The following is an 18,599-nucleotide window of genomic DNA, read 5'->3' as shown; positions in this document are numbered from 1 at the left end:
AAAGCCGTGGTAAAAGGGGCTTAGCCCTTGTCGTTGGCGGCGATGGCGGTGCGGTTGCGCACGTCGGCGATCATGGAACGGACCACACGGACCGAGACGCCCTGGGCGATATCCACCATCACTTCGGTTTCTTCAACGCGGGTTACCTTGCCGACCATGCCGTTCGACAGAACCACTTCATCACCGCGCTTCAGAGCCTTCAGCGTGGACTGGTGTTCCTTCATGCGCTTTTGCTGCGGACGGATCATCAGGAAGTAGAACAGGACGAAAATCAGAACGAGCGGTGCGAACTGAATGATAGCACCCATCATGCCGGGATCTTGGGTATTCAATGTAAGGCTCCCCATACTGAGCCTCGTCCCACAGTGGGGGGCTCAATGGATTTAAGGCGCGAAAACTAGGGTGCGCCGCATGCATTTGCAACGCGACGGCATGACAGGGACGGATCATTTCAACCAATCCGCCCCCGATAATGTCACTTTGTCGCGATTTTAGCGCGGTAGGACGCCCAGCGGGTCCAGTGCGACCGGATCATCACCGCGCATCTGGCGCACTTCGTAATGGATCGACGGGCGACCATCACCGGCGGTTGTACCCACCGTTCCGATCACCTGACCGGCACGAACCTGTGCGCCATCACGAACGGTCGAAGAACCGAGATGGCTGTAAACCGTGCGCCAGCCGTCGCGGTGGACGATCAGAACCGTCAGGCCCTGCCCCACAATGTCATCGCCGACATAGGCCACAGTGCCATCCGCCGAAGCCTTGACCTCGGCACCGGCCGACGCGCCGATATTGATGCCGTTATTACGCTCGCCCATGCCTGTCGGGCCGAAACGGCGCAGGATGTCACCGCGCACCGGCCATTGCAGGGCAATGTTCTGGCCCAATGCGGCGGCGGGTTGCGCCGGAGCTTGCGCTGGGGCTTGCACTGGCGCTTGTGTCCGGGCTGGCGGCACGCTTGCTGCCGGTTGGCGGGCCACCGGTAGAGGCGCATTGCCGCTCGGTGGTGGCGGTGGCGGCGCGGTCACGCCCTCGACACGGCTCACGACACCCGAAGGAGCCGGACCTGTTGCATAGGGATCGGTTCCACCATCCACAGCCGTCGTCGGCAGGATAATCCGCTGGCCGGAACTGATGGCCCCGCGCGGACCAAGTCCGTTCAGCTCGATCAGAGTTTGAACCGGAGTCTGGAAACGACGGCCCACGCCGGAAATCGTGTCACCGGGCTGAATGATATAGGCAGACCCAGCTTGTACAGGACCGGACGATGCGGGCGGCGTCACGCGCACCGGCTCACCCGTAGACGGATAGGCCGGTCCCGACGAAGCCGGCGGCAACCCGCCCCCTGCAATAGAGCCCGCCGAAGCAATCGGCCCCTGCTCTACTGCAGGTGGCGTGGTCGGCTGGTAATAGGGATTGTTCGGCTGCTGGGCCGGTGCCGCAGGCTGTTGCTGCGGACGGTTGGCATACGGGCTTTGGCCATAGGGTACAGGTGCCTGACCGGTCGGCACCGGACGCGTCGAGTAGCGCGGCTCTTGGGGGTAGGTCGAACAGGCGGCGAGCGTCAGCGCACTCCCTGCCAGCAATCCCGCTTTGATCCAGTTGCGGCTGCCCAGCATGCCCGTCTCCATCTTGAAAATCACATCATCAACCGGCCTTGCCGGATTCGCGGCAGACTGAAACGGTTAACTTGTGCAAAAATGGGGCGGAATAGTTAAGGGCGCGTTTACCCTTCTTTGGCGGTGCCTTCGACCAAGGGCACAAAGCGCACCTCGCACAGGCTTTCGCGTGTGAAACTGCCGTCCGGTTGTCCGGTATAGCGGTTCAACATCTGAACCGAAGTACGCCCCACCGGAGCCACCAGAACCCCGCCCGGCTTGAGTTGTTTCAACAGTTCGGTCGGTTCGTGCGGGGATGCCGCCGTCACCATGATGCGATCAAACGGTGCCTGCTCGATCCAGCCCACACCGCCATCACCATGGCGGGTAAACACATTTTCGAGACCAAGACGTTTCATCCGGATTTCGGCCTCGGTCAGCAGGCTTTTGTATCGCTCAACCGTATAGACGAAGCGCGCCATGCGGCTGAGTACCGCGCACTGATAGCCACTGCCGGTGCCGATCTCCAGCACACGGTGGCGCGGCCCGACCTGTAGAGCCTGCGTCATCAGGCCGACAATATAGGGCTGGCTGATGGTCTGGGCGCAGTCGATGGGAAGCGCCTGATCTTCCCATGCCTGATCCAGAAATCTCTCATGTACGAACAGGGAGCGATCCACCTGTTCCATGGCCGCAAGGACGCGCGCATCGGTGACACCCTGCCGCCGTAGCGACAGGATCAGGCGTCCGGCACGGTCGTCCCTTAAAGTCATTGTTCGTGCGGTCCCTTGGGTGGTGCGCCACCCAGCACTTTCTTGAGATCGTTGATCATTTGCGTGTGCGTCAGATCGATTTGCAGCGGTGTGACCGAGATACGGCCCTCTTCCATAGCGCGCAAGTCGGTGCCTTGGGCATGTTCGTGCGGCTGGCCGCGGAAGGCCATCCAGTAATACGGGCGCCCGCGCAGGTCATCACGACGGATGGCATGCAGTTCGCCAATATCGCGGAAGCCCTGACGGGTGATTTCTACCGTCTTGACCAGTTCCGGCGGCAAGCGCGGGAAGTTGACGTTCATAATCACGCCGTCCGGCCATTTCTGGTCCAGCAGCTTTTGAATGATTCCCGGCGCAAAGGCTTCGGCCGTTTCCCAATGGGCGACGGCCTCGTCATGGAAGCGCTCCAGCGATTGCGACAGGGCAATCGAGCGAATGCCAAAGGCCATGCCTTGCAGCGCACCGGCGACAGTGCCCGAATAGGAGGTGTCCTCGCCGACATTGTGGCCGCGATTGACGCCCGACAGCACCAGATCGGGCTTTTCAGGCATCAGTTCATTGACGGCCAGAATAACGCAGTCGGTCGGGGTGCCGGTCACCGAGAAACGCTTGTCGCCCAGTTTGTTGACGCGCAGAGGCTCGGTCAGGGTCAGGCCACGGCCCTTGCCCGACTGTTCAACCGCAGGGGCCACGATCCACACATCGTCCGACAATGCGCGGGCGATGTTTTCCAGACAGGTCAGGCCTTCGGCATCGATGCCGTCGTCATTGGTCAGAAGAATACGCATGATACTCGTTTATGCAGCAGCGATGGCGGTCAGACCGCCCATATAGGGTTGCAGCACGGCAGGCACAGCAATCGAGCCGTCTTCGCGCTGATAGTTTTCCATCACGGCCACAAGGGTGCGGCCTACCGCCAGACCCGAACCGTTCAGGGTATGCAGGAACTCGGTCTTCTTCTCGCCAGCGCGCTTGAAGCGAGCGTCCATGCGGCGGCTCTGGAAGTCACCGCAGTTCGAGCAGGAGCTGATCTCGCGATAGGTGTTCTGCGACGGCAGCCACACTTCGAGGTCGTAGGTCTTGGTGGCAGAGAAGCCCATATCGCCCTTGCACAGCAGAACCTTGCGATACGGCAGTTCCAGCGCTTGAAGCACAGCTTCGGCACAACCGGTCATGCGCTCGTGTTCGGCTTCACTGTCTTCCGGCTTGCAGATCGACACCATTTCCACCTTCTGGAACTGGTGCTGACGGATCAGGCCGCGCGTGTCACGACCGGCAGAACCCGCCTCGGCACGGAAGCAATAGGTCAGCGCCGTCATGCGGATCGGCTGGGCCACTTCCTCATCCGGCAGGATTTGTTCGCGGACGAGGTTGGTCAGAGACACCTCGGCGGTCGGGATCAAATAGCGTGCATCGTTGACCGACAGTGCATTTTGAGCCGGAATGTAAGCGCTAAGTTTGCCGCTACCATCTTCAAAAATATCCGCACCAGAAACGTTCGGAATGAAGACATTATCGCCCGAAATAATCGGGTTACCGTTTTCATCTTTTTCGAGCGTAGCCTTGCTGGTGGCGAAGAAGAGATCTTCCTCGAACTTAGGCAATTGGCCAGTGCCAAACATGGCTTGATCTTTCACCAGCAGCGGCGGGTTCACTTCGGTGTAGCCGTGCTTGTCCGTTTGCAGGTCCAGCATGAACTGGCCAATGGCGCGTTCCATACGCGCCAGTTGCCCCTTCAGCACTGCAAAGCGCGAGCCGGACATCTTGGCCGCGCCTTCGAAGTCCAACATCTTGAGCGCTTCGCCCAGATCGGCGTGGTCTTTCTTCGGACCTTCGGTGCGCGGGCTGCCCCACTTGCTGACTTCGACATTGTCGTTTTCATCGGCACCGTTCGGCACGTCGGCAGCAGCGAGGTTCTTAAGGCCCGCCAGCAGGTCGCGCAGTTCACCACCCTTGGCGGCTTCGACTTCGCCCGCTTCGGCAATCTCGTTCTTGAGGGTTTCCACCTCGGCCTTCAGGCGCTCGGCCTCGGCCATGTCCTTCTTGCCCATGGCCGCGCCAATGGCCTTGGAGGCCGCATTGCGTTTGGCCAGTGCTTCCTGACCCTTGGTCTGGGCAGCACGCAGAGCTTCATCCAGTTTCAGGATGTTATCGACCACGTTTTGCGCGTCATCCACGCCGCGCGACGACCAGCCGGCCACATAGAGGTCGGGGTTGTCTCGGATCGCTCTGATGTCGTGCATGGTCTTGGCCTGTATCTGGGGCAAAGGTTGGAAGAGCGCCTGCTCTACCGCCCCCTGCCCCATCAGGCAAACCCCGTAGCGCCTCAAACGCTCAAAGAGTGCTGCAATCGGTCAGGATGCGCGCTCGGCACGCACCTTGATCGTGACCTCGATGGCCTTGGACACCCAGCTTCCGGCGGCATCGGACGCCATGCCCAGATCAAAGGCCGTGCGATCCAGCTCGACCTTACCTTCGACCGTGGCCACGCCGGATGCCTCGTTAAAGGTAAAGGGTAGAACCACCGGAACGGTCATCGATTTGATTCGCAGGGTGCCGCGCGCCTCGAAGCGGTTGCCGCCCAGAGCCGTAAAGCTGTCGGCCTCGAAACGGGCCGTCGGATAGGTAGCCGGATCAAACCATTCGGCACCGCCCAGCGAGCCATCCTTGGTCGCATCGCCCGTCTTGCCCGATGCGGTCGAGATGGTCACCACCGCCTTGGAGCCCGCCAGATCAGCCGGATCGAACCAGACCTTGGCATCCCATTCGCCGAACGTGCCGGTAAAGGGTGCGCCCGAATGGGTGCCGCTGAACGCGATATTCGATTGCGCCTTGTCGATAGTCCAGGCTTGGGCCGTACCCGCCACCACATCGGCATCCTGCGGAGCCGAAGCTGCGACCGGTGCCTTTGCCGGACCTTCGGTCATTGGGGCCGGACGCGCCGCAATGGCACCCGCCACAGCCAGTACCGCAATCAGGCCCAGACCCGCCATTCGCTCGGCCCATTTGGTCGATGCCTTGGGTTCAGCCGCCGTCGGGCCGTCAACATGTTTGAACACCGGCACCATGTGGGCCAGCACGCCATCACGGTTCAGGAACTGGTGCTTCAGAGCCGCACCGACATGCAGGGCCACCAGAACCACCGCACCCCACGCCATAAAGGTGTGTGCGCCCATGCTGGCAAAGGCGATGTTGCGACGGGCCACCTCGGCCGCATGTTCAACAAAGCCGATATGGGGAATGCCGAACAGACCAAACCAGCTGGTTGCCACCGCCAGAGGATGATCGGTTGTCACCGCCCACCCCGAGGACACATAAACCCAACCCGTCAGAGGCATGGCGATCATCAGCGCATAAAACGCCACATGCGTTGCCCGCGCCGCAAACTGTTCCCAACCCTTCATTTCCAGCGGCAGTGCCGGAACCGGATGACTCAAACGCCACAGAACACGCAGAACCGTCAGGGTTAAAATCAGGAAGCCGACCGACTTGTGGATCTGGAACACCCGATAGGCCAGCGCCTGTTGCGCCGGATCATTGATCGCATCGCTCATCCACAACCCCATCGGGATCATGGACAGGATGGCCAGCGCAATCAGCCAGTGAAGGGTGATGGCCACAGCAGAATATCGGTTCGGGCGCTCGGACATGGTCAGGCTCGGTTTTTTTGAACGTCTAAAAGAAACGGGCGGAGCTTTTGGCCCCGCCCGTCAATCAAGCTCGAAGCTTAGGCAGCCGGAGCAGCGGCAGCCGCCGGAGCGACTTCCTGAATGAACTCGCCATCAAACTTGATGGTGGCCTCATCGCCCACATAGCCGGCAGGCATACCGAAATCGCTACGCTTGAAGCTGCCTTCAGCCGAGAAGCCGAGGGTCGGAACTTGCAGGAACGGATGCTTTTCGATCTCGCCGCCGAAGGTCGCCTTCAGGGTCACCGGCTTGGTGACGCCGAGGAAGGTCAGATCACCGGTCACATCAGCCGTGCGCGGGCCGGTCAGTTCAACCTTGGTCGACTTGAAGGTGATTTGCGGGAAAGCAGCGGCGTTCAGCTTGTCAGCCGCCTTGGCAATGTCCTCGCTCCAGCTCTTGAAGCCGGTGGCAGCGTGGGTGCCGAGGTAATCGCCCGCATAGTTGGCATCAACCGAAGTCGGATCGATGGTCGCTTCAATGGTCGACTTCGACAGATCGGCAGCATCCAGAACCAGCTTGGCCGAGAAGGTGTTGAAACGGGCGGTGTAGTTGGAAACCGAGTTGTGCGGCACCGACCATTGCAGGCTGGCATGGGTCGGGTCCAGATTATAGACGCCCGACGGAGCCTTCAGCTCGACCGGAGCGGTGGCAGCAGCATCGGTCGTGCCCGTAGCAGGCGTAGCCGATTGACCGCAGGCAGCCAGCAGTGCGGCGGCCGAAATAGCAACAAAAGCAGCTTTGATCTTCATCTTGAGTTCCCGGATATGGCCTGCCCCTCTTTGAAGGTACCAAAGCAGGGCAGGAAAAAATGGCTTAACGACTCTCGCCGCTAGTCCGTAACAGTATATGTTGCGAATAGAAAACCGCAACCCCGCCGGTATCAAAAAAATCTTCGCGAGAAACAGAATGCGCCAGATGCACCTTGGTGCCATCCGTCCTATCTTGTGAATCACATGCCCATTCGTCGTCTCCCACCCGAAACCGTAAACCGCATCGCCGCAGGCGAAGTGGTTGAACGCCCCGCCAGCGCCATCAAGGAACTGGTGGAGAACGCTATTGATGCTGGCGCGAGCCACATCGAGATACAGGCGGACGGTGGCGGACTGACCCGCATCCTGATCGCTGACGACGGCAAGGGCATACCCAAAGACGAACTGCCCATCGCGGTTGAACGTCACGCGACATCGAAACTGGAGCCCGATGATGCGGGCGATGTGGACCTGTTGCGTATCTTTACGCTGGGCTTCCGTGGCGAGGCCCTGCCCTCGATCGGTTCGGTTGCGCGTCTGAACATCACGACCCGCGCCAAGGCCGAAACCGGCCAGAACGACGCATGGGCGATCACTGTTGAAGGCGGCCACCATCATCCTGTCGCCCCCGCCGGTTTCCCCGGCCCGCACGGCGCGCGCGTCGAAGTGCGCGACCTGTTCTACGCCACCCCTGCCCGCCTGAAATTTATGAAGTCGGAACGCTCCGAGGCCATGGCCATCTCCGAGGAGATCAAGCGACAGGCCATGGCGCACGAGGAAGTGGCCTTTACCCTGACGCTGGACGGCAAGACGACCTTGCGCCTGCCTGCCGAACACAAAGGTGATGAAGGTCGCCTTCGTCGCCTCGGCTCCATTCTGGGCCGCGATTTCGAGGCCAATGCCCTGCTGATCGATCAGGAACGTGATGGCACCCGCCTGTCGGGCTATGCCGGTCTGCCGACCTATTCACGGGGCAATGCAGCGCACCAGTTCCTGTTTGTGAATGGCCGCCCAGTGCGGGACCGTTTGTTGCAGGGCGCACTACGCGGAGCCTATGCCGACTTCCTTGCCCGCGACCGCCATCCGGCGGCAGTTTTGTTTATCGATATCGACCCGCTCTATGTCGATGTGAACGTCCATCCCGCCAAGGCCGAGGTCCGTTTCCGTGATCCGGCACTGGTGCGTGGCCTGATTGTCGGCGCGTTGAAACATGCGCTCCACGCCGCCGGTCACCGCGCCTCGACCACAGTGGCCGCCGATGCCCTGTCCGGCTTCCAGCCGCATACGGGCGTGCAGAACCACGGGCAGTATGCGCCGTCCGAACCTTCGGCTTCGGGTTTCTCGGCATGGGCCGGATGGTCCAGACCCGAAGCCGCTGCCCAGATCATCCCCGGCCTGTCCGAACGCTCGGCCCGCGTTGAACACACATGGTCGGGCCAGCAGGCCGCGCCAACCTTCCGCACTCTCGCCGAGGTTCAGGCCGAACATGCAGGCCAGATCGCGCCTGCGCCCCATACGCCGGTCGATCCCATCGACTTCCCGTTGGGGGCCGCCCGCGCCCAGCTTCACGCCACCTATATCGTTGCCCAAACCCGCGACGGTCTGGTGATTGTGGACCAGCACGCCGCCCATGAACGCCTCGTCTATGAGCGCATGAAGGGACAGATGGAAGGCGGCCACGTCTCCCGTCAGGCCTTGCTGACCCCCGAAGTCGTTGAACTGGACCCCGCCGAAGCCGAACGTGTTTCCGCCAAGGCCGACGAATTGGCCGAGATGGGCCTGATCGTCGAAGCCTTTGGCGCAGGTGCCGTGCTGGTGCGCGAAACCCCTGCGCTGTTGGGGGATACAGATGTTCAGGGCCTGATCCGCGATATTGCCGATGACCTGTCCGAGCATGGTTCGGCTCTGTCGCTGAAAGAACGCATGGCCGAGGTCTGTGGCACTATGGCCTGTCACGGTTCTGTCCGTGCGGGTCGCGTGTTGAGCGCCCCCGAGATGAATGCTCTGCTGCGCCAGATGGAGGCTACACCCCATTCTGGCCAGTGCAATCACGGCCGCCCGACCTATGTCGAACTGAAACTCAACGACCTCGAAAAACTGTTCGGAAGGCGTTGATAATCAATCATGTACAGCGTTCTATTCGTCTGTCTTGGCAATATTTGCCGCTCCCCTCTGGCCGAGGGCGCGTTCCGTGACGAGGTCGCCAAGCGCAAACTGTCGATCATCACGGACTCGGCAGGAACCGCCGCCTATCACACCGATAATCCGCCCGATCCACGTGCCATAGCCACGGCAAAGCGCAACGGGGTGAATATCGCCTCTCTACGCGCCCGTCAGGTCAAACCCGCAGATTTCAAGCGCTTCACCCACATCGTGGCGATGGACACCGACAACCTCGCCAACCTGAAACGCGTGCAGCCGCAAGACAGCACGGCCCGCCTCAGCCTGATGATGGACTGGGCCAAGGGCCGCGAGGGGGCTTCGGTAGAAGACCCCTATTATGGCGATGAAGACGGTTTTTCCGTCACTTGGGCCGATGTGGTCGAGGCCTCAAAAGGTCTGGCCGATCATCTGGCCCACAAGCCGGACTAAGCCCTTCAGGCTGCTATCAGCTTGATGTCCAGCGGGGCCGCGCCATCCACGATCTCGATAAGGCGGTCGATATTCGGGTGCGCGCCCGGACGGTTTTTGGCATCGGCCGTATGTTCGGCAAAAACATCCAGACCGTGCGCGGCAGCCTTGGCATCAAGCGCGCCAAAGACTTGCAGCAGGTATTGATAGACGCGCAGCGATCCCTGTTTCCCAGCCTGATTTTCGATGGATGCGACCACAGCGCCCGCGTCATCAACCAGATCGATACGGGCAAGGCCATCGATTGACGGCAGCAGTTGCAGGTTATCCTTGAACGAAGCAGTGGGCTGGATCATCGACACATCCTCGGGTCGCGTAAAACTGCCCCGCCTGTAACAGCTTCGCCCCCATACCGCGACACCTACAGTCTCAGGGCCTCGACCACACCGCTGGCCTTGCCGCCCGAATAGACCTCGCCACCCGCAATGGCATAGATGACGCCATCCACACTGCATCCCGCCAAGCCGTGACGCGGCACGCCCATATCCGGCCCGCGCGTCCAACGGTCTGCGGCAATGTCGTAAATCCACGTCTCGGTGAAAACACCGCCCGGTCTGGCCAGCCATTCACCGCCAAAGGCCACCAGCCTATCACCCACAGTCGCCATGGCCAGACCGCCACCGACCTGATTGCCCGTATCCGATACCGGAACAGGGCTGAGCGTATCCCATTGGTCTGATTGCGGATCATAGCGATCCAGACGTCCCGTCCCACGCCCGCCTTCGACCATGCGCCCGCCAGCAATGTAGATATGACCGCCATACACCGCCCCCGCCGCACTGTTGCGGGCCTCGGGGGCAGGACGTGCTGTAGTCCAGCTATTATTCGAGGCGTCGAACACCAAATGGGTGGCGACATCACCCTGATCGTTCCATTGGCCGTTCTTGCCCCCAAGAGGAGAGCGCCCCGTCACCAGATGCACATGATCGCCCACCGTGACGCCGACAGTCTCGGCCAAAGGCTCTGGCATCTGGCCAACCGGATGCCAGACATCGCCATCCAGCGCCCAATAGTCGGTCATGGACGTCCATTCACCGCCCTCGCGCCGGTCATAGCCGCCAAAGGCCCAAACTCGCCCGCGCGCAGCGGCCAGCATCGGGTGGTGGCGTGGCTGCGGCAGGCGCGTCCCCTCCGCCCAACTGTCATGGGCCGGATAATAGATGCCCATGCGGTCATTGATCCGCGTTCCAACGACATCACGGATCAGCCCGCCCGCCACATAGACCTTGCCATCCAGCACCGCGCAGTAGATCTCCTGCGTCGCCCACGGCATTTCGGCCCGTCGCTGCCAGTGCGGGCTTTCCGAAGCTATAGACATGCGGGGAAGTGCCGCGGTTACGGCAACAGAGGCGATCAGGCTGCGGCGATGAATCATCATGCGCCACAGCCTAACCTTGTTATTGCGAAGGTGCGACCTTCAGGAACAGCACACGCGCCGCGCCATAGTCACGCGCATCCATGCGTTCATAACCGGGGGTGTCGATTTCCGGCTCGTCCGAACCGCGCTCGTAAACAACCACCGCTTCAGGGGCCAGCCAGTTGCCCTCCAGAAGCTTCTGCAAGGTCTGCTCGCCCAATCCCTTGGCATAGGGCGGATCAAGGAAGGCCAGCGTAAAGGCTTCGCCCGTTGACCCCGGACGAGGCCCCAGATCAATCGCGCTGCGGCGATGAACCCGTGTGCGCCCGAACAGGCCATAGGCATCCATGTTTTCACGTATGGCACCACGCGCCTCATCGTCGGTTTCGACGAACAGGCAGAAGGCACCACCACGCGAAATGGCTTCATAGCCGAGCGCACCGGAACCGGCGTACAGGTCGATGACCCGTGCGCCGTCCAGAACATCCTCGGCCCATGCGGCGTGTTCAAGCACGTTGAAAATAGCCTGCCGTGCGCGGTCGGAGGTCGGGCGTGTGCCCTGCCCCTCCGGCGCGACAATGGCGCGACCTTTCAGACTGCCGGCGACAATCCGCATGGCTTAGGAACGACCACGCGGGCCGCCACGGCCACCGCCCGAAGGCTTACCACCACCGGAAGGTTTACCGCCAAATGGCTTGCCGCCCGAAGGACGATCACCGAACGAACGGCCAGCAGGCTTACCGCCCGGCTTGCCACCAAACGGACGATCCCCCCCCGAACGATCACCCGACGGGCGATCCCCATACGAACGGCCAGCAGGCTTGTCACCGAACGAGCGTTCACCGCCCGAGCGTTCGCCCGAAGGACGGTCGCCATACGAACGACCCGCCGGCTTGTCGCCGTACGAGCGTTCACCGCCCGAACGATCACCCGAAGGACGGTCGCCATAGGAACGGCCGGCAGGCTTGCCACCGAACGAGCGTTCACCACCCGAGCGTTCGCCCGAAGGACGGTCGCCATAGGAACGACCCGCCGGCTTGTCACCGTACGGGCGTTCACCGCCCGAACGATCACCCGACGGGCGGTCGCCATACGAACGGCCGGCAGGTTTGCCACCGAACGTGCGTTCACCACCCGAGCGTTCGCCCGAAGGACGGTCGCCATACGGACGCCCCGCCGGCTTGTCTCCGAACGAGCGGCCCGCTGGCTTGTCGCCAAAGGACTTGCCCGCAGGTTTGCGGCGGTCATCGATGAACTGCACGTCACGCTGGAATGCCGGACGCGGGCGATCCTCGCGGGGGCCGCGCTCATAACCTTCATCCGAACCCGGACGGGCACGAGGTTTAAAGGTCTTCTTGTGCTCGAACTTGGGCGTGGCCTTGGCCCAGCCTTCCTTCTTGACCGGACGTGCGGGTTTCTCCGGCACACCGTCCTCGACAGCCTGATTGGCAGCGCGAACGCGGCTAGGCTTGCGCGACGGGTCGGACATGGCCGAGCCCGAACGGCCCTTGATGATCGCACCGGCAGGGCGGCGACCGGGGATCGGCGCAGGCGTGCTGACCGTGTTACCGGTCGGCAGGTTTTCCGGACGGATATACTCGCCCAGCATCTCGCGGATCACGCGCGGGCCGATTTCCTCGACCGAGTTGACCGGCAGGGTGCCGAGGTTGAACGGACCATAGGCCAGACGGATCAGGCGATTGACCTGAAGACCGAGGCTTTCGAGAACCTTGCGGACTTCACGATTCTTGCCTTCGGTGATCGAGACGCTGATCCAGAGGTTGGCCGAGCTGGGCTGACCGTCCTCTTCTTTTTCCTTGGCCTTGTCGATTTTGGCATCGACCGGACCATAGCGGATACCGTCAACGACACAGCCGTCTTTCAGGGTATCCAGACGGTCCTGGGTGATGCGGCCACGGGCACGTGCGCGGTACTGACGCACCAATGCGGTATCCGGCAGTTCCAGCGCACGGCTCAGCTCACCATCATTGGTCAGCAGAAGCAGACCTTCGGTGGCCAAGTCGAGGCGGCCCACCGAGATCACGCGCGGCAGATCAGCCGGAAGCGCGTCCCAGACCGTCGGACGACCGGCAGGGTCGTTGTGGCTGGTAATCAGACCGGCGGGCTTGTGGTAGCGCCAGACGCGGGTGGCTTCGGCGGCTCCAACAGGCTTGCCGTCAACGGTGATCACATCGTCCCGCTTAACCAGCACAGCCGGCGTGTCGAGGATGCGGCCGTTCACAGCGACCTTGCCGAGGCCGATCAGGCGCTCGACTTCACGACGCGAAGCGATCCCGGCGCGCGCCAAAGCCTTGGCAATGCGTTCGGTACGTTCGGGCGTTGCGGGCTTCGCAGCCGGCCTGTCGCCTTTCTGGCCTCCTTTGGAGCCACGATTCTCGAATCGACCTTCGCTGCGCGGACGGTCATCGTCACGCGAACGAGGGCCGCGATCGTCAAAATTGCGGTCCTTCTTGTCGCCTGAGCCGAATTTCGGGCCCTTATCGGCGAATTTACGGGGTCCACGCGAGGCGTCGTCTTGACGCGGGCGGGGCTTCTTGTCGTTGTCTCGGGGATGGCGATCCATGATGAGCGGTTCATGAGCATGGCGCTGGACTTGGCGCAAGCGGCAGCGAAAGCTGGCGAGGTGCCTGTCGGCGCGGTGGTTGTGAACGAATTAACCGGTGAAGTGATAGGTAAGGGGCAAAACCGTCCAATCACAAGCCATGATCCGACGGCTCACGCCGAAATCGTAGCGCTGCGCGACGCAGCCACGACCTTAGAGAATTATCGTCTTACTGACCTGACTTTATATGTCACGCTTGAACCATGCGCCATGTGCGCCGGTGCCATCAGTCATTCGCGCATCGGCAGAGTGGTCTGGGGCGCGGACGATGTTAAGGGCGGAGCCGTAAAAAACGGCCCGAAATTCTTTGAACAGCCTACATGTCACTGGCGCCCCAAAACCGACAGCGGCCTCTATGCCGAACAGGTCTCGGCACAGTTGAAAGACTTCTTTCGCTCGCGTCGTAAAAAGGGAACCGCCAAGCCTGAACCGAGTTAACCCTGTTGGCCAAGGTGTGACCCCCGTCACCAACATGGCCGATCGGGTGGTGGATGCAGAAACTCGCGGCAATATTGACGACAGGCATCGTACTGTCCGCATGTCAGGATCACGACACCATTGGCTCGCATCCCATCGACGAGCATCTGCGAGCCGAAATACCCGATGATATTTCTCCCGATACGGCTGCCGAATGGATATTCAACTGCCAGAACGGCCAGCGCTTGATCGTCACCTTTGACCACCCGCGCCAGATGGCCACGGTGCGACGCTTTGATGGTCTGGCCTTTGATCTGACCCGCAAGGGAACGTCAGACGGATATCTCTACGCAGCCACAGGCGTCGCCCTGAGCGGCAGTGGCAAGACAGCCAAATGGCGCTCGCCCAATATCGAAGATACAGTATGCGAAGTGAGTGAAATCAAGTCTTTAGACTCATGATTTGAACCCCTATCGCAAACGCGATTCCAGTCCCGCACGCACAGCGGGCCAGTCCTCGTCTATGATGGCAAACTGTTCGGTATCGCGCATACGGCCCGTCCATGTGCGCTTGTGCTTCCTGAGGCGGCCTTCATAGGCCGCACCCAGTTTTCTGATCGCCGACTGGCTGGCCATGTTCAAGGCGTCAGTGATGATCTCGACCCGCACCATGCCATGCCCAAAGGCATGATCCAGTAACAGCAGCTTTGTCGCCGGATTGACCACCCCGCCACGCGCATCCGGCCGATAAAAGGTCGAGCCTAGCTCGCATCGCAAATGCTCGATGCGGATTTCATAAAGGCTGGACGTGCCGACAATCACATCATCGCTTTTGCGACGGACCGCATAGGCAATACGCGTCTGCGACTGCATGGCCCCGATGGCGGCATCCCACCAGGCTTCGAAATGGGGGCCGTAGGCTGCGCTCACCATGCCATCCCATGCCGCCGGATCATGGTCCAGCGCGGCACGGACAGCCTCTTTGTTGGCCTCTTCAAACGGTTCCAGCCTTACAAAGGCATTTTCCAGAACCGTTACGGGCAACATCAAGCCGCGCCTTCTTCTTTCAGGAAGGACAGGACATCGACCGCATCGACATCCTTGGTCACAAAGGCCTGCCCGATGCCATGCGCGAGAATAAGCGTCAGTCGCCCGCCCTCGGCCTTCTTGTCACCCTGCATCCGCTCCAGCAGCGCAGCGGCATCAAAAGCGTGGGCAATATCGGCCAGTCGCGTAGGCAGGCCCGCCGCTCTGATCCCCTGCTCTGCCCGTTCGGCTTGGGCCGCTTCACAAAGGCCCAGACGCGCCGAATAGCGGAACGCCATGGCACAACCCACAGCCACGGCCTCGCCATGGGTCAGGGTATCGTCAAACCCGACCTCGACTTCCAGCGCATGGCCAAAGGTGTGGCCAAGGTTCAGCAAGGCACGGCGGCCCGCTTCTTTTTCGTCTTCGCCGACAACCTGCGCCTTGATCTCGACAGAGCGGATGACCGCCTTGGCCAAAGCCTCGGCATCGCCTTCGGCACCCACAGCGCCTTCGCCCGACAGCCAGTCGAAATAGGCCGCATCGCAAATCAGGCCGTGCTTCAAGATTTCGGCCCAGCCAGAGCGTACCTGACGCACCGGCAGCGTCTTCAGAATATCAATATCGGCCAGCACCAGACGTGGCTGGTGAAAAGCCCCGATCAGGTTCTTGCCACGCGCCGTGTCGATGGCGGTCTTGCCGCCAACAGATGAATCCACCTGCGCCAACACCGTGGTTGGCACCTGAATGAAGTCGATGCCGCGCATGAACAGCGCCGCCGACAATCCGGCCAGATCACCGATCACACCGCCGCCAAGCGCCACCACCAGACTACGACGGTCCATACCAGCCGCCATCATCCGGTCCAGCACGGTTTCCAGTTCGCCAAAGCTCTTGGAAGCTTCACCCGCCGGAACGGTTATCTGTTCGGCTTGGATACCCGCCGTCTTCAGCGAAGCCAGGGCCGCATCGGCATGTAACGGGCCGACCGTGCTGTCGGTCACAACCACCACACGGGTCGGCTTCAATGCCTTGGCGCGTTCGCCAAGCGAGGCCAGCAATCCCGCACCGACCACAACGTCATAGGCGCGGAAGTCACCGCCCTCTACCCTGATCGAAGTGGTCATCGGACACCCTGCTCCCGCGCGTATTTTTCCAGTTCCGTCAGCATGGCCTCCAGCGCCACACCATGCGATCCGCCGCCCACATCCACCGTCACATCCGCCTCGGCATAGACAGGATAACGTTTCTCGGACAACTCGGTCAGCACCTTGATCGTGTCGCGCCCGCGCAGCAGAGGCCGCGTATCACGACGCGCGACACGTTCGGCAATCACATGCAGGTCCGCGCGCATCCAGACCGTTACGGCGTTCTGTTTCAGCATGGCGCGGGTTTCATCATTCATCATCGCGCCGCCGCCGGTGGCCAGCACAATCGGCGGCCCTTCCAGCAGACGCTTCATGACACGCACTTCGCCTGCCCGAAAATCCGCCTCGCCCCGGGTCGCGAAAATCTCGCTAACACTCATACCGGCTGCGGATTCGATCTCGTGATCACCATCGGCAAACGGCAGACCCAGACGCGTAGCCAGACGGCGCCCCACTGTGGATTTGCCGACACCCATCAGCCCCACCAGTGCAATGGTGCGGTTCAACTTTAGAATCGGAGAATCAGATGAGGCGTCACAGTTCATGTTCTTAACGTCCTCTTCTATACACGGATGACCATTCTCCACACCCCTCACAGACACCCATGACGCCACAAATCGAAGCCTTTCTGGAAATGATGGCCGTAGAGCGGGATGCCTCCCCCCATACGCTGGCGGCATATGGTCGTGATCTGGCAGATGCAGAGCATATCCTGCAGGATAAGGGCGGGCTTTTGAGAGCCGGTCAGGAGGATATAGAGGGCTGGTTTTCCGGTTTGGCCGTGCGGGGGTTATCCGCCTCGACCGCTGCCAGACGCCGCGCTTCGGTGCGCCAATTCTATCGCTTTGCCATGGGCGAAGGCTGGCGAAACGATGACCCGTCACGCCGTCTGGATGCGCCGAAACAGGGCCGCCCCCTGCCCAAAAGCCTGTCGCGTGATGAAATCGACAACCTCCTGAACACCCTGTCGGCACAGGACGGAGCTGCAGCCTTGCGTTTGCTGACCCTTGTCGAGCTGACCTATGCCTCGGGGATGCGGGTTTCAGAAGTTCTGGGCCTGAAACTGGCGGCGGTCCGGCGCGACCCCGCCTATCTGATCATTACCGGCAAGGGCGATAAAGAGCGGCTAGTGCCCCTGAACACCTCGGCTCGGGAAGCGGTCAAGGCATGGCTTGAGGTCAGGGAAAAACCCGCTGCCAAGACCAAGGCGGCACCCAAACCTGTCGAAAGCCCATGGCTGTTCCCGTCGCATGGACGTTCGGGCCACCTGACGCCGCGCCGGTTCGCCCAGCTATTGGACAGTGCCGCTGCCGCCGCCGGTATCGACCCGTCGCGCATCAGCCCCCACGTTTTGCGCCATGCCTTTGCCACCCATCTGCTGGAAGGCGGTGCCGATTTGCGGGTGGTTCAAACCCTGTTGGGCCATTCGGATATCTCGACGACCCAGATCTATACCCATGTCGCGACGGACCGATTAGCGCAGGTCGTACACAAGTCGCATCCCCTGGCGCGTAAAAACTGATAGGGTTCAGTCTTGCCGCGAGGCCCGACGAGTTTTAGGGTCCGCGACTTTCCGTAGCGCCAGGATGGCGCGGTCGTTACACGGGCGCTTTATGGCCACGCATTATCTCGAATTCGAAAAACCTATCGCTGAGCTTGAGGCGAAGATCGCCGAGCTTTCCCAGCTCGCCCCCTCCAGCGGTGACTTCGAGGCAGAGATCGACACTCTCAAAGCCAAGGCGTCAGCCCTGCGCGTCGAGACCTATGACAATCTCGATCCTTGGATGCGTACACAGGTGGCCCGCCACCCGCAGCGTCCGCACTTCATCAACTATATCGACGGCCTCTTCACCGATTTCGAAGAGCTGCACGGCGACCGCCAGTTCGGCGACGATCAGGCCATCCTCGGTGGCGTGGCGCGTTTCCGTGGTCAGGGCGTTGTCATTATGGGCCACGAAAAAGGCCATGACACCCAGACCCGCCTGAAGCACAATTTCGGCATGGCCCGTCCCGAAGGCTATCGCAAGGCTGTGCGCCTGATGGACATGGCCGAGCGTTTCGGTTTGCCGGTCCTCAGCTTTGTCGACACCGCCGGTGCCTATCCGGGCCTTGGTGCCGAAGAGCGCGGTCAGGCCGAGGCCATTGCCCGCTCGACCGAGCGCGGCCTGACACTGGGCGTGCCCTATATCGCCACCGTCACCGGTGAAGGCGGTTCGGGTGGTGCGATCGCTATCGCTGCCGCCAACCGCGTGATGATGCTGGAACACTCGATCTATTCGGTCATCTCGCCGGAAGGTGCCGCAGGTATCCTGTGGCGTGACGGCAGCCGTGCCAAGGATGCGGCCATGGCCATGCGAATCACCGGCCCCGACCTGCTGGAGCTGAAAATCGTCGATCGCGTGATCGGTGAACCTCTGGGCGGTGCTCATACCGCCCCCGAAGCCGCCATCAATGCCGTTGGCGATGCCATCGAGGACGAGCTGAAAACCCTTTCGGCGCTCAGCCCCGATCAAATCCGCGCCCAGCGTGCCGATCGCTTCTATGCCATCGGTCGCTTCGGCTAATCCGGCCTGAAACAGCCGCTTT

At 61.5% G+C, this 18,599-nt stretch carries 20 protein-coding genes; 6 read left to right on the top strand and 14 right to left on the bottom strand.

The window, feature by feature from the left end; genetic code table 11:
* Window positions 1–20: 20 nt before the first annotated feature.
* From yajC to FHS64_RS07725, 7 genes are all read right to left on the bottom strand, one after another.
* On the bottom strand, window positions 21–308 hold the full coding sequence (yajC, locus tag FHS64_RS07755) for a preprotein translocase subunit YajC (protein WP_167177766.1): 288 nt from the start codon (window positions 306–308) through the stop codon (window positions 21–23).
* A 183-nt stretch (window positions 309–491) separates the two neighbouring features.
* Window positions 492–1,646, bottom strand: a complete 1,155-nt coding sequence (locus FHS64_RS07750) for a peptidoglycan DD-metalloendopeptidase family protein (protein ID WP_341771111.1) — start codon at window positions 1,644–1,646, stop codon at window positions 492–494.
* Between the two features lie 83 nt (window positions 1,647–1,729).
* Complete coding sequence (locus FHS64_RS07745; RefSeq protein WP_167177398.1) at window positions 1,730–2,374, bottom strand: protein-L-isoaspartate(D-aspartate) O-methyltransferase; 645 nt, start codon at window positions 2,372–2,374, stop codon at window positions 1,730–1,732.
* The gene (surE, locus tag FHS64_RS07740) at window positions 2,371–3,162 is read right to left on the bottom strand and encodes a 5'/3'-nucleotidase SurE (protein ID WP_167177397.1); all 792 of its coding nucleotides are present in this window, start codon (window positions 3,160–3,162) and stop codon (window positions 2,371–2,373) included. The genes FHS64_RS07745 and surE overlap by 4 nt, the downstream gene beginning before the upstream one ends.
* A 9-nt stretch (window positions 3,163–3,171) precedes the next feature.
* Complete coding sequence (gene serS / locus FHS64_RS07735; protein ID WP_167177764.1) at window positions 3,172–4,617, bottom strand: serine--tRNA ligase; 1,446 nt, start codon at window positions 4,615–4,617, stop codon at window positions 3,172–3,174.
* Between the two features lie 111 nt (window positions 4,618–4,728).
* Window positions 4,729–6,024 carry a YceI family protein gene (locus tag FHS64_RS07730; RefSeq protein WP_167177395.1) on the bottom strand — a complete coding sequence of 432 codons (1,296 nt, stop codon included), beginning with the start codon at window positions 6,022–6,024 and terminating at the stop codon, window positions 4,729–4,731.
* A gap of 77 nt (window positions 6,025–6,101) precedes the next feature.
* Window positions 6,102–6,812: a YceI family protein gene (locus FHS64_RS07725; RefSeq protein ID WP_167177393.1), complete on the bottom strand. Its 711-nt coding sequence runs from the start codon at window positions 6,810–6,812 to the stop codon at window positions 6,102–6,104.
* 204 nt (window positions 6,813–7,016) lie between these two features.
* On the opposite strand from FHS64_RS07725, the gene mutL reads away from it, so the two are divergent.
* Both mutL and FHS64_RS07715 read left to right on the top strand, forming a co-directional pair.
* On the top strand, window positions 7,017–8,927 hold the full coding sequence (gene mutL, locus FHS64_RS07720; RefSeq protein ID WP_167177391.1) for a DNA mismatch repair endonuclease MutL: 1,911 nt from the start codon (window positions 7,017–7,019) through the stop codon (window positions 8,925–8,927).
* Window positions 8,928–8,936: 9 nt separating this feature from the next.
* On the top strand, window positions 8,937–9,404 hold the full coding sequence (locus FHS64_RS07715; RefSeq protein WP_167177389.1) for a low molecular weight protein-tyrosine-phosphatase: 468 nt from the start codon (window positions 8,937–8,939) through the stop codon (window positions 9,402–9,404).
* Between the two features lie 5 nt (window positions 9,405–9,409).
* Here FHS64_RS07715 and FHS64_RS07710 read toward each other — a convergent pair whose 3' ends face one another.
* From FHS64_RS07710 to FHS64_RS07695, 4 genes are all read right to left on the bottom strand, one after another.
* Window positions 9,410–9,739: a DUF2322 family protein gene (locus FHS64_RS07710; protein WP_167177387.1), complete on the bottom strand. Its 330-nt coding sequence runs from the start codon at window positions 9,737–9,739 to the stop codon at window positions 9,410–9,412.
* A gap of 65 nt (window positions 9,740–9,804) precedes the next feature.
* A complete protein-coding gene (locus FHS64_RS07705; protein WP_167177385.1) occupies window positions 9,805–10,821 on the bottom strand; it encodes a Kelch repeat-containing protein in 1,017 nt (338 codons plus the stop codon).
* A 19-nt stretch (window positions 10,822–10,840) separates the two neighbouring features.
* Complete coding sequence (gene rsmD, locus FHS64_RS07700) at window positions 10,841–11,416, bottom strand: 16S rRNA (guanine(966)-N(2))-methyltransferase RsmD (protein ID WP_167177384.1); 576 nt, start codon at window positions 11,414–11,416, stop codon at window positions 10,841–10,843.
* A 3-nt stretch (window positions 11,417–11,419) separates the two neighbouring features.
* The gene (locus tag FHS64_RS07695; protein ID WP_167177382.1) at window positions 11,420–13,384 is read right to left on the bottom strand and encodes a pseudouridine synthase; all 1,965 of its coding nucleotides are present in this window, start codon (window positions 13,382–13,384) and stop codon (window positions 11,420–11,422) included.
* Between the two features lie 12 nt (window positions 13,385–13,396).
* Here FHS64_RS07695 and tadA point away from each other — a divergent pair, with 12 nt between their 5' ends.
* On the top strand, window positions 13,397–13,861 hold the full coding sequence (gene tadA / locus FHS64_RS07690) for a tRNA adenosine(34) deaminase TadA (RefSeq protein ID WP_243862856.1): 465 nt from the start codon (window positions 13,397–13,399) through the stop codon (window positions 13,859–13,861).
* 53 nt (window positions 13,862–13,914) lie between these two features.
* Window positions 13,915–14,301, top strand: a complete 387-nt coding sequence (locus FHS64_RS07685; protein WP_167177378.1) for a lysozyme inhibitor — start codon at window positions 13,915–13,917, stop codon at window positions 14,299–14,301.
* Between the two features lie 9 nt (window positions 14,302–14,310).
* On the opposite strand, the gene FHS64_RS07680 is transcribed toward FHS64_RS07685, so the two are convergent.
* From FHS64_RS07680 to FHS64_RS07670, 3 genes are read right to left on the bottom strand one after another with little or no spacing between them, the layout of a single operon-like run.
* On the bottom strand, window positions 14,311–14,886 hold the full coding sequence (locus FHS64_RS07680; RefSeq protein WP_167177763.1) for a GNAT family N-acetyltransferase: 576 nt from the start codon (window positions 14,884–14,886) through the stop codon (window positions 14,311–14,313).
* Window positions 14,886–15,992 carry a 3-dehydroquinate synthase gene (gene aroB, locus FHS64_RS07675; protein ID WP_167177376.1) on the bottom strand — a complete coding sequence of 369 codons (1,107 nt, stop codon included), beginning with the start codon at window positions 15,990–15,992 and terminating at the stop codon, window positions 14,886–14,888. Before aroB ends, FHS64_RS07680 begins: the two co-directional genes overlap by 1 nt.
* Window positions 15,989–16,558, bottom strand: coding sequence for a shikimate kinase (locus FHS64_RS07670; RefSeq protein ID WP_167177374.1), 570 nt, complete (start codon window positions 16,556–16,558; stop codon window positions 15,989–15,991). The genes aroB and FHS64_RS07670 overlap by 4 nt, the downstream gene beginning before the upstream one ends.
* A 59-nt stretch (window positions 16,559–16,617) precedes the next feature.
* Between FHS64_RS07670 and FHS64_RS07665 the strand changes: the two genes are divergently transcribed.
* A complete protein-coding gene (locus FHS64_RS07665) occupies window positions 16,618–17,535 on the top strand; it encodes a site-specific tyrosine recombinase XerD (protein ID WP_167177372.1) in 918 nt (305 codons plus the stop codon).
* A gap of 91 nt (window positions 17,536–17,626) precedes the next feature.
* Window positions 17,627–18,577, top strand: a complete 951-nt coding sequence (locus tag FHS64_RS07660; protein ID WP_167177370.1) for an acetyl-CoA carboxylase carboxyltransferase subunit alpha — start codon at window positions 17,627–17,629, stop codon at window positions 18,575–18,577.
* The last annotated feature ends 22 nt before the right edge of the window (window positions 18,578–18,599 follow it).

This window comes from Brevundimonas terrae (assembly GCF_011761985.1).
GTDB lineage: Bacteria > Pseudomonadota > Alphaproteobacteria > Caulobacterales > Caulobacteraceae > Brevundimonas > Brevundimonas terrae.
Note: the sequence above shows the minus strand (reverse complement) of the source record. Positions and strands in the feature narration are given on the sequence as shown.

Excerpts from the sequence above, each read along its gene's own strand:
- rsmD (WP_167177384.1), bottom strand. The coding sequence starts at position 11,416 with ATGCGGATTGTCGCCGGCAGTCTGAAAGGTCGCGCCATTGTCGCGCCG.
- tadA (WP_243862856.1), top strand. The coding sequence starts at position 13,397 with ATGAGCATGGCGCTGGACTTGGCGCAAGCGGCAGCGAAAGCTGGCGAG.
- FHS64_RS07715 (WP_167177389.1), top strand. The coding sequence starts at position 8,937 with ATGTACAGCGTTCTATTCGTCTGTCTTGGCAATATTTGCCGCTCCCCT.
- FHS64_RS07685 (WP_167177378.1), top strand. The coding sequence starts at position 13,915 with ATGCAGAAACTCGCGGCAATATTGACGACAGGCATCGTACTGTCCGCA.
- FHS64_RS07745 (WP_167177398.1), bottom strand. The coding sequence starts at position 2,374 with ATGACTTTAAGGGACGACCGTGCCGGACGCCTGATCCTGTCGCTACGG.
- FHS64_RS07665 (WP_167177372.1), top strand. The coding sequence starts at position 16,618 with ATGACGCCACAAATCGAAGCCTTTCTGGAAATGATGGCCGTAGAGCGG.
- yajC (WP_167177766.1), bottom strand. The coding sequence starts at position 308 with ATGGGTGCTATCATTCAGTTCGCACCGCTCGTTCTGATTTTCGTCCTG.
- aroB (WP_167177376.1), bottom strand. The coding sequence starts at position 15,992 with ATGACCACTTCGATCAGGGTAGAGGGCGGTGACTTCCGCGCCTATGAC.
- mutL (WP_167177391.1), top strand. The coding sequence starts at position 7,017 with ATGCCCATTCGTCGTCTCCCACCCGAAACCGTAAACCGCATCGCCGCA.
- surE (WP_167177397.1), bottom strand. The coding sequence starts at position 3,162 with ATGCGTATTCTTCTGACCAATGACGACGGCATCGATGCCGAAGGCCTG.
- serS (WP_167177764.1), bottom strand. The coding sequence starts at position 4,617 with ATGCACGACATCAGAGCGATCCGAGACAACCCCGACCTCTATGTGGCC.
- FHS64_RS07695 (WP_167177382.1), bottom strand. The coding sequence starts at position 13,384 with ATGGATCGCCATCCCCGAGACAACGACAAGAAGCCCCGCCCGCGTCAA.
- FHS64_RS07680 (WP_167177763.1), bottom strand. The coding sequence starts at position 14,886 with ATGTTGCCCGTAACGGTTCTGGAAAATGCCTTTGTAAGGCTGGAACCG.
- FHS64_RS07705 (WP_167177385.1), bottom strand. The coding sequence starts at position 10,821 with ATGATGATTCATCGCCGCAGCCTGATCGCCTCTGTTGCCGTAACCGCG.
- FHS64_RS07710 (WP_167177387.1), bottom strand. The coding sequence starts at position 9,739 with ATGATCCAGCCCACTGCTTCGTTCAAGGATAACCTGCAACTGCTGCCG.
- FHS64_RS07670 (WP_167177374.1), bottom strand. The coding sequence starts at position 16,558 with ATGAACTGTGACGCCTCATCTGATTCTCCGATTCTAAAGTTGAACCGC.
- FHS64_RS07725 (WP_167177393.1), bottom strand. The coding sequence starts at position 6,812 with ATGAAGATCAAAGCTGCTTTTGTTGCTATTTCGGCCGCCGCACTGCTG.
- FHS64_RS07660 (WP_167177370.1), top strand. The coding sequence starts at position 17,627 with ATGGCCACGCATTATCTCGAATTCGAAAAACCTATCGCTGAGCTTGAG.
- FHS64_RS07730 (WP_167177395.1), bottom strand. The coding sequence starts at position 6,024 with ATGTCCGAGCGCCCGAACCGATATTCTGCTGTGGCCATCACCCTTCAC.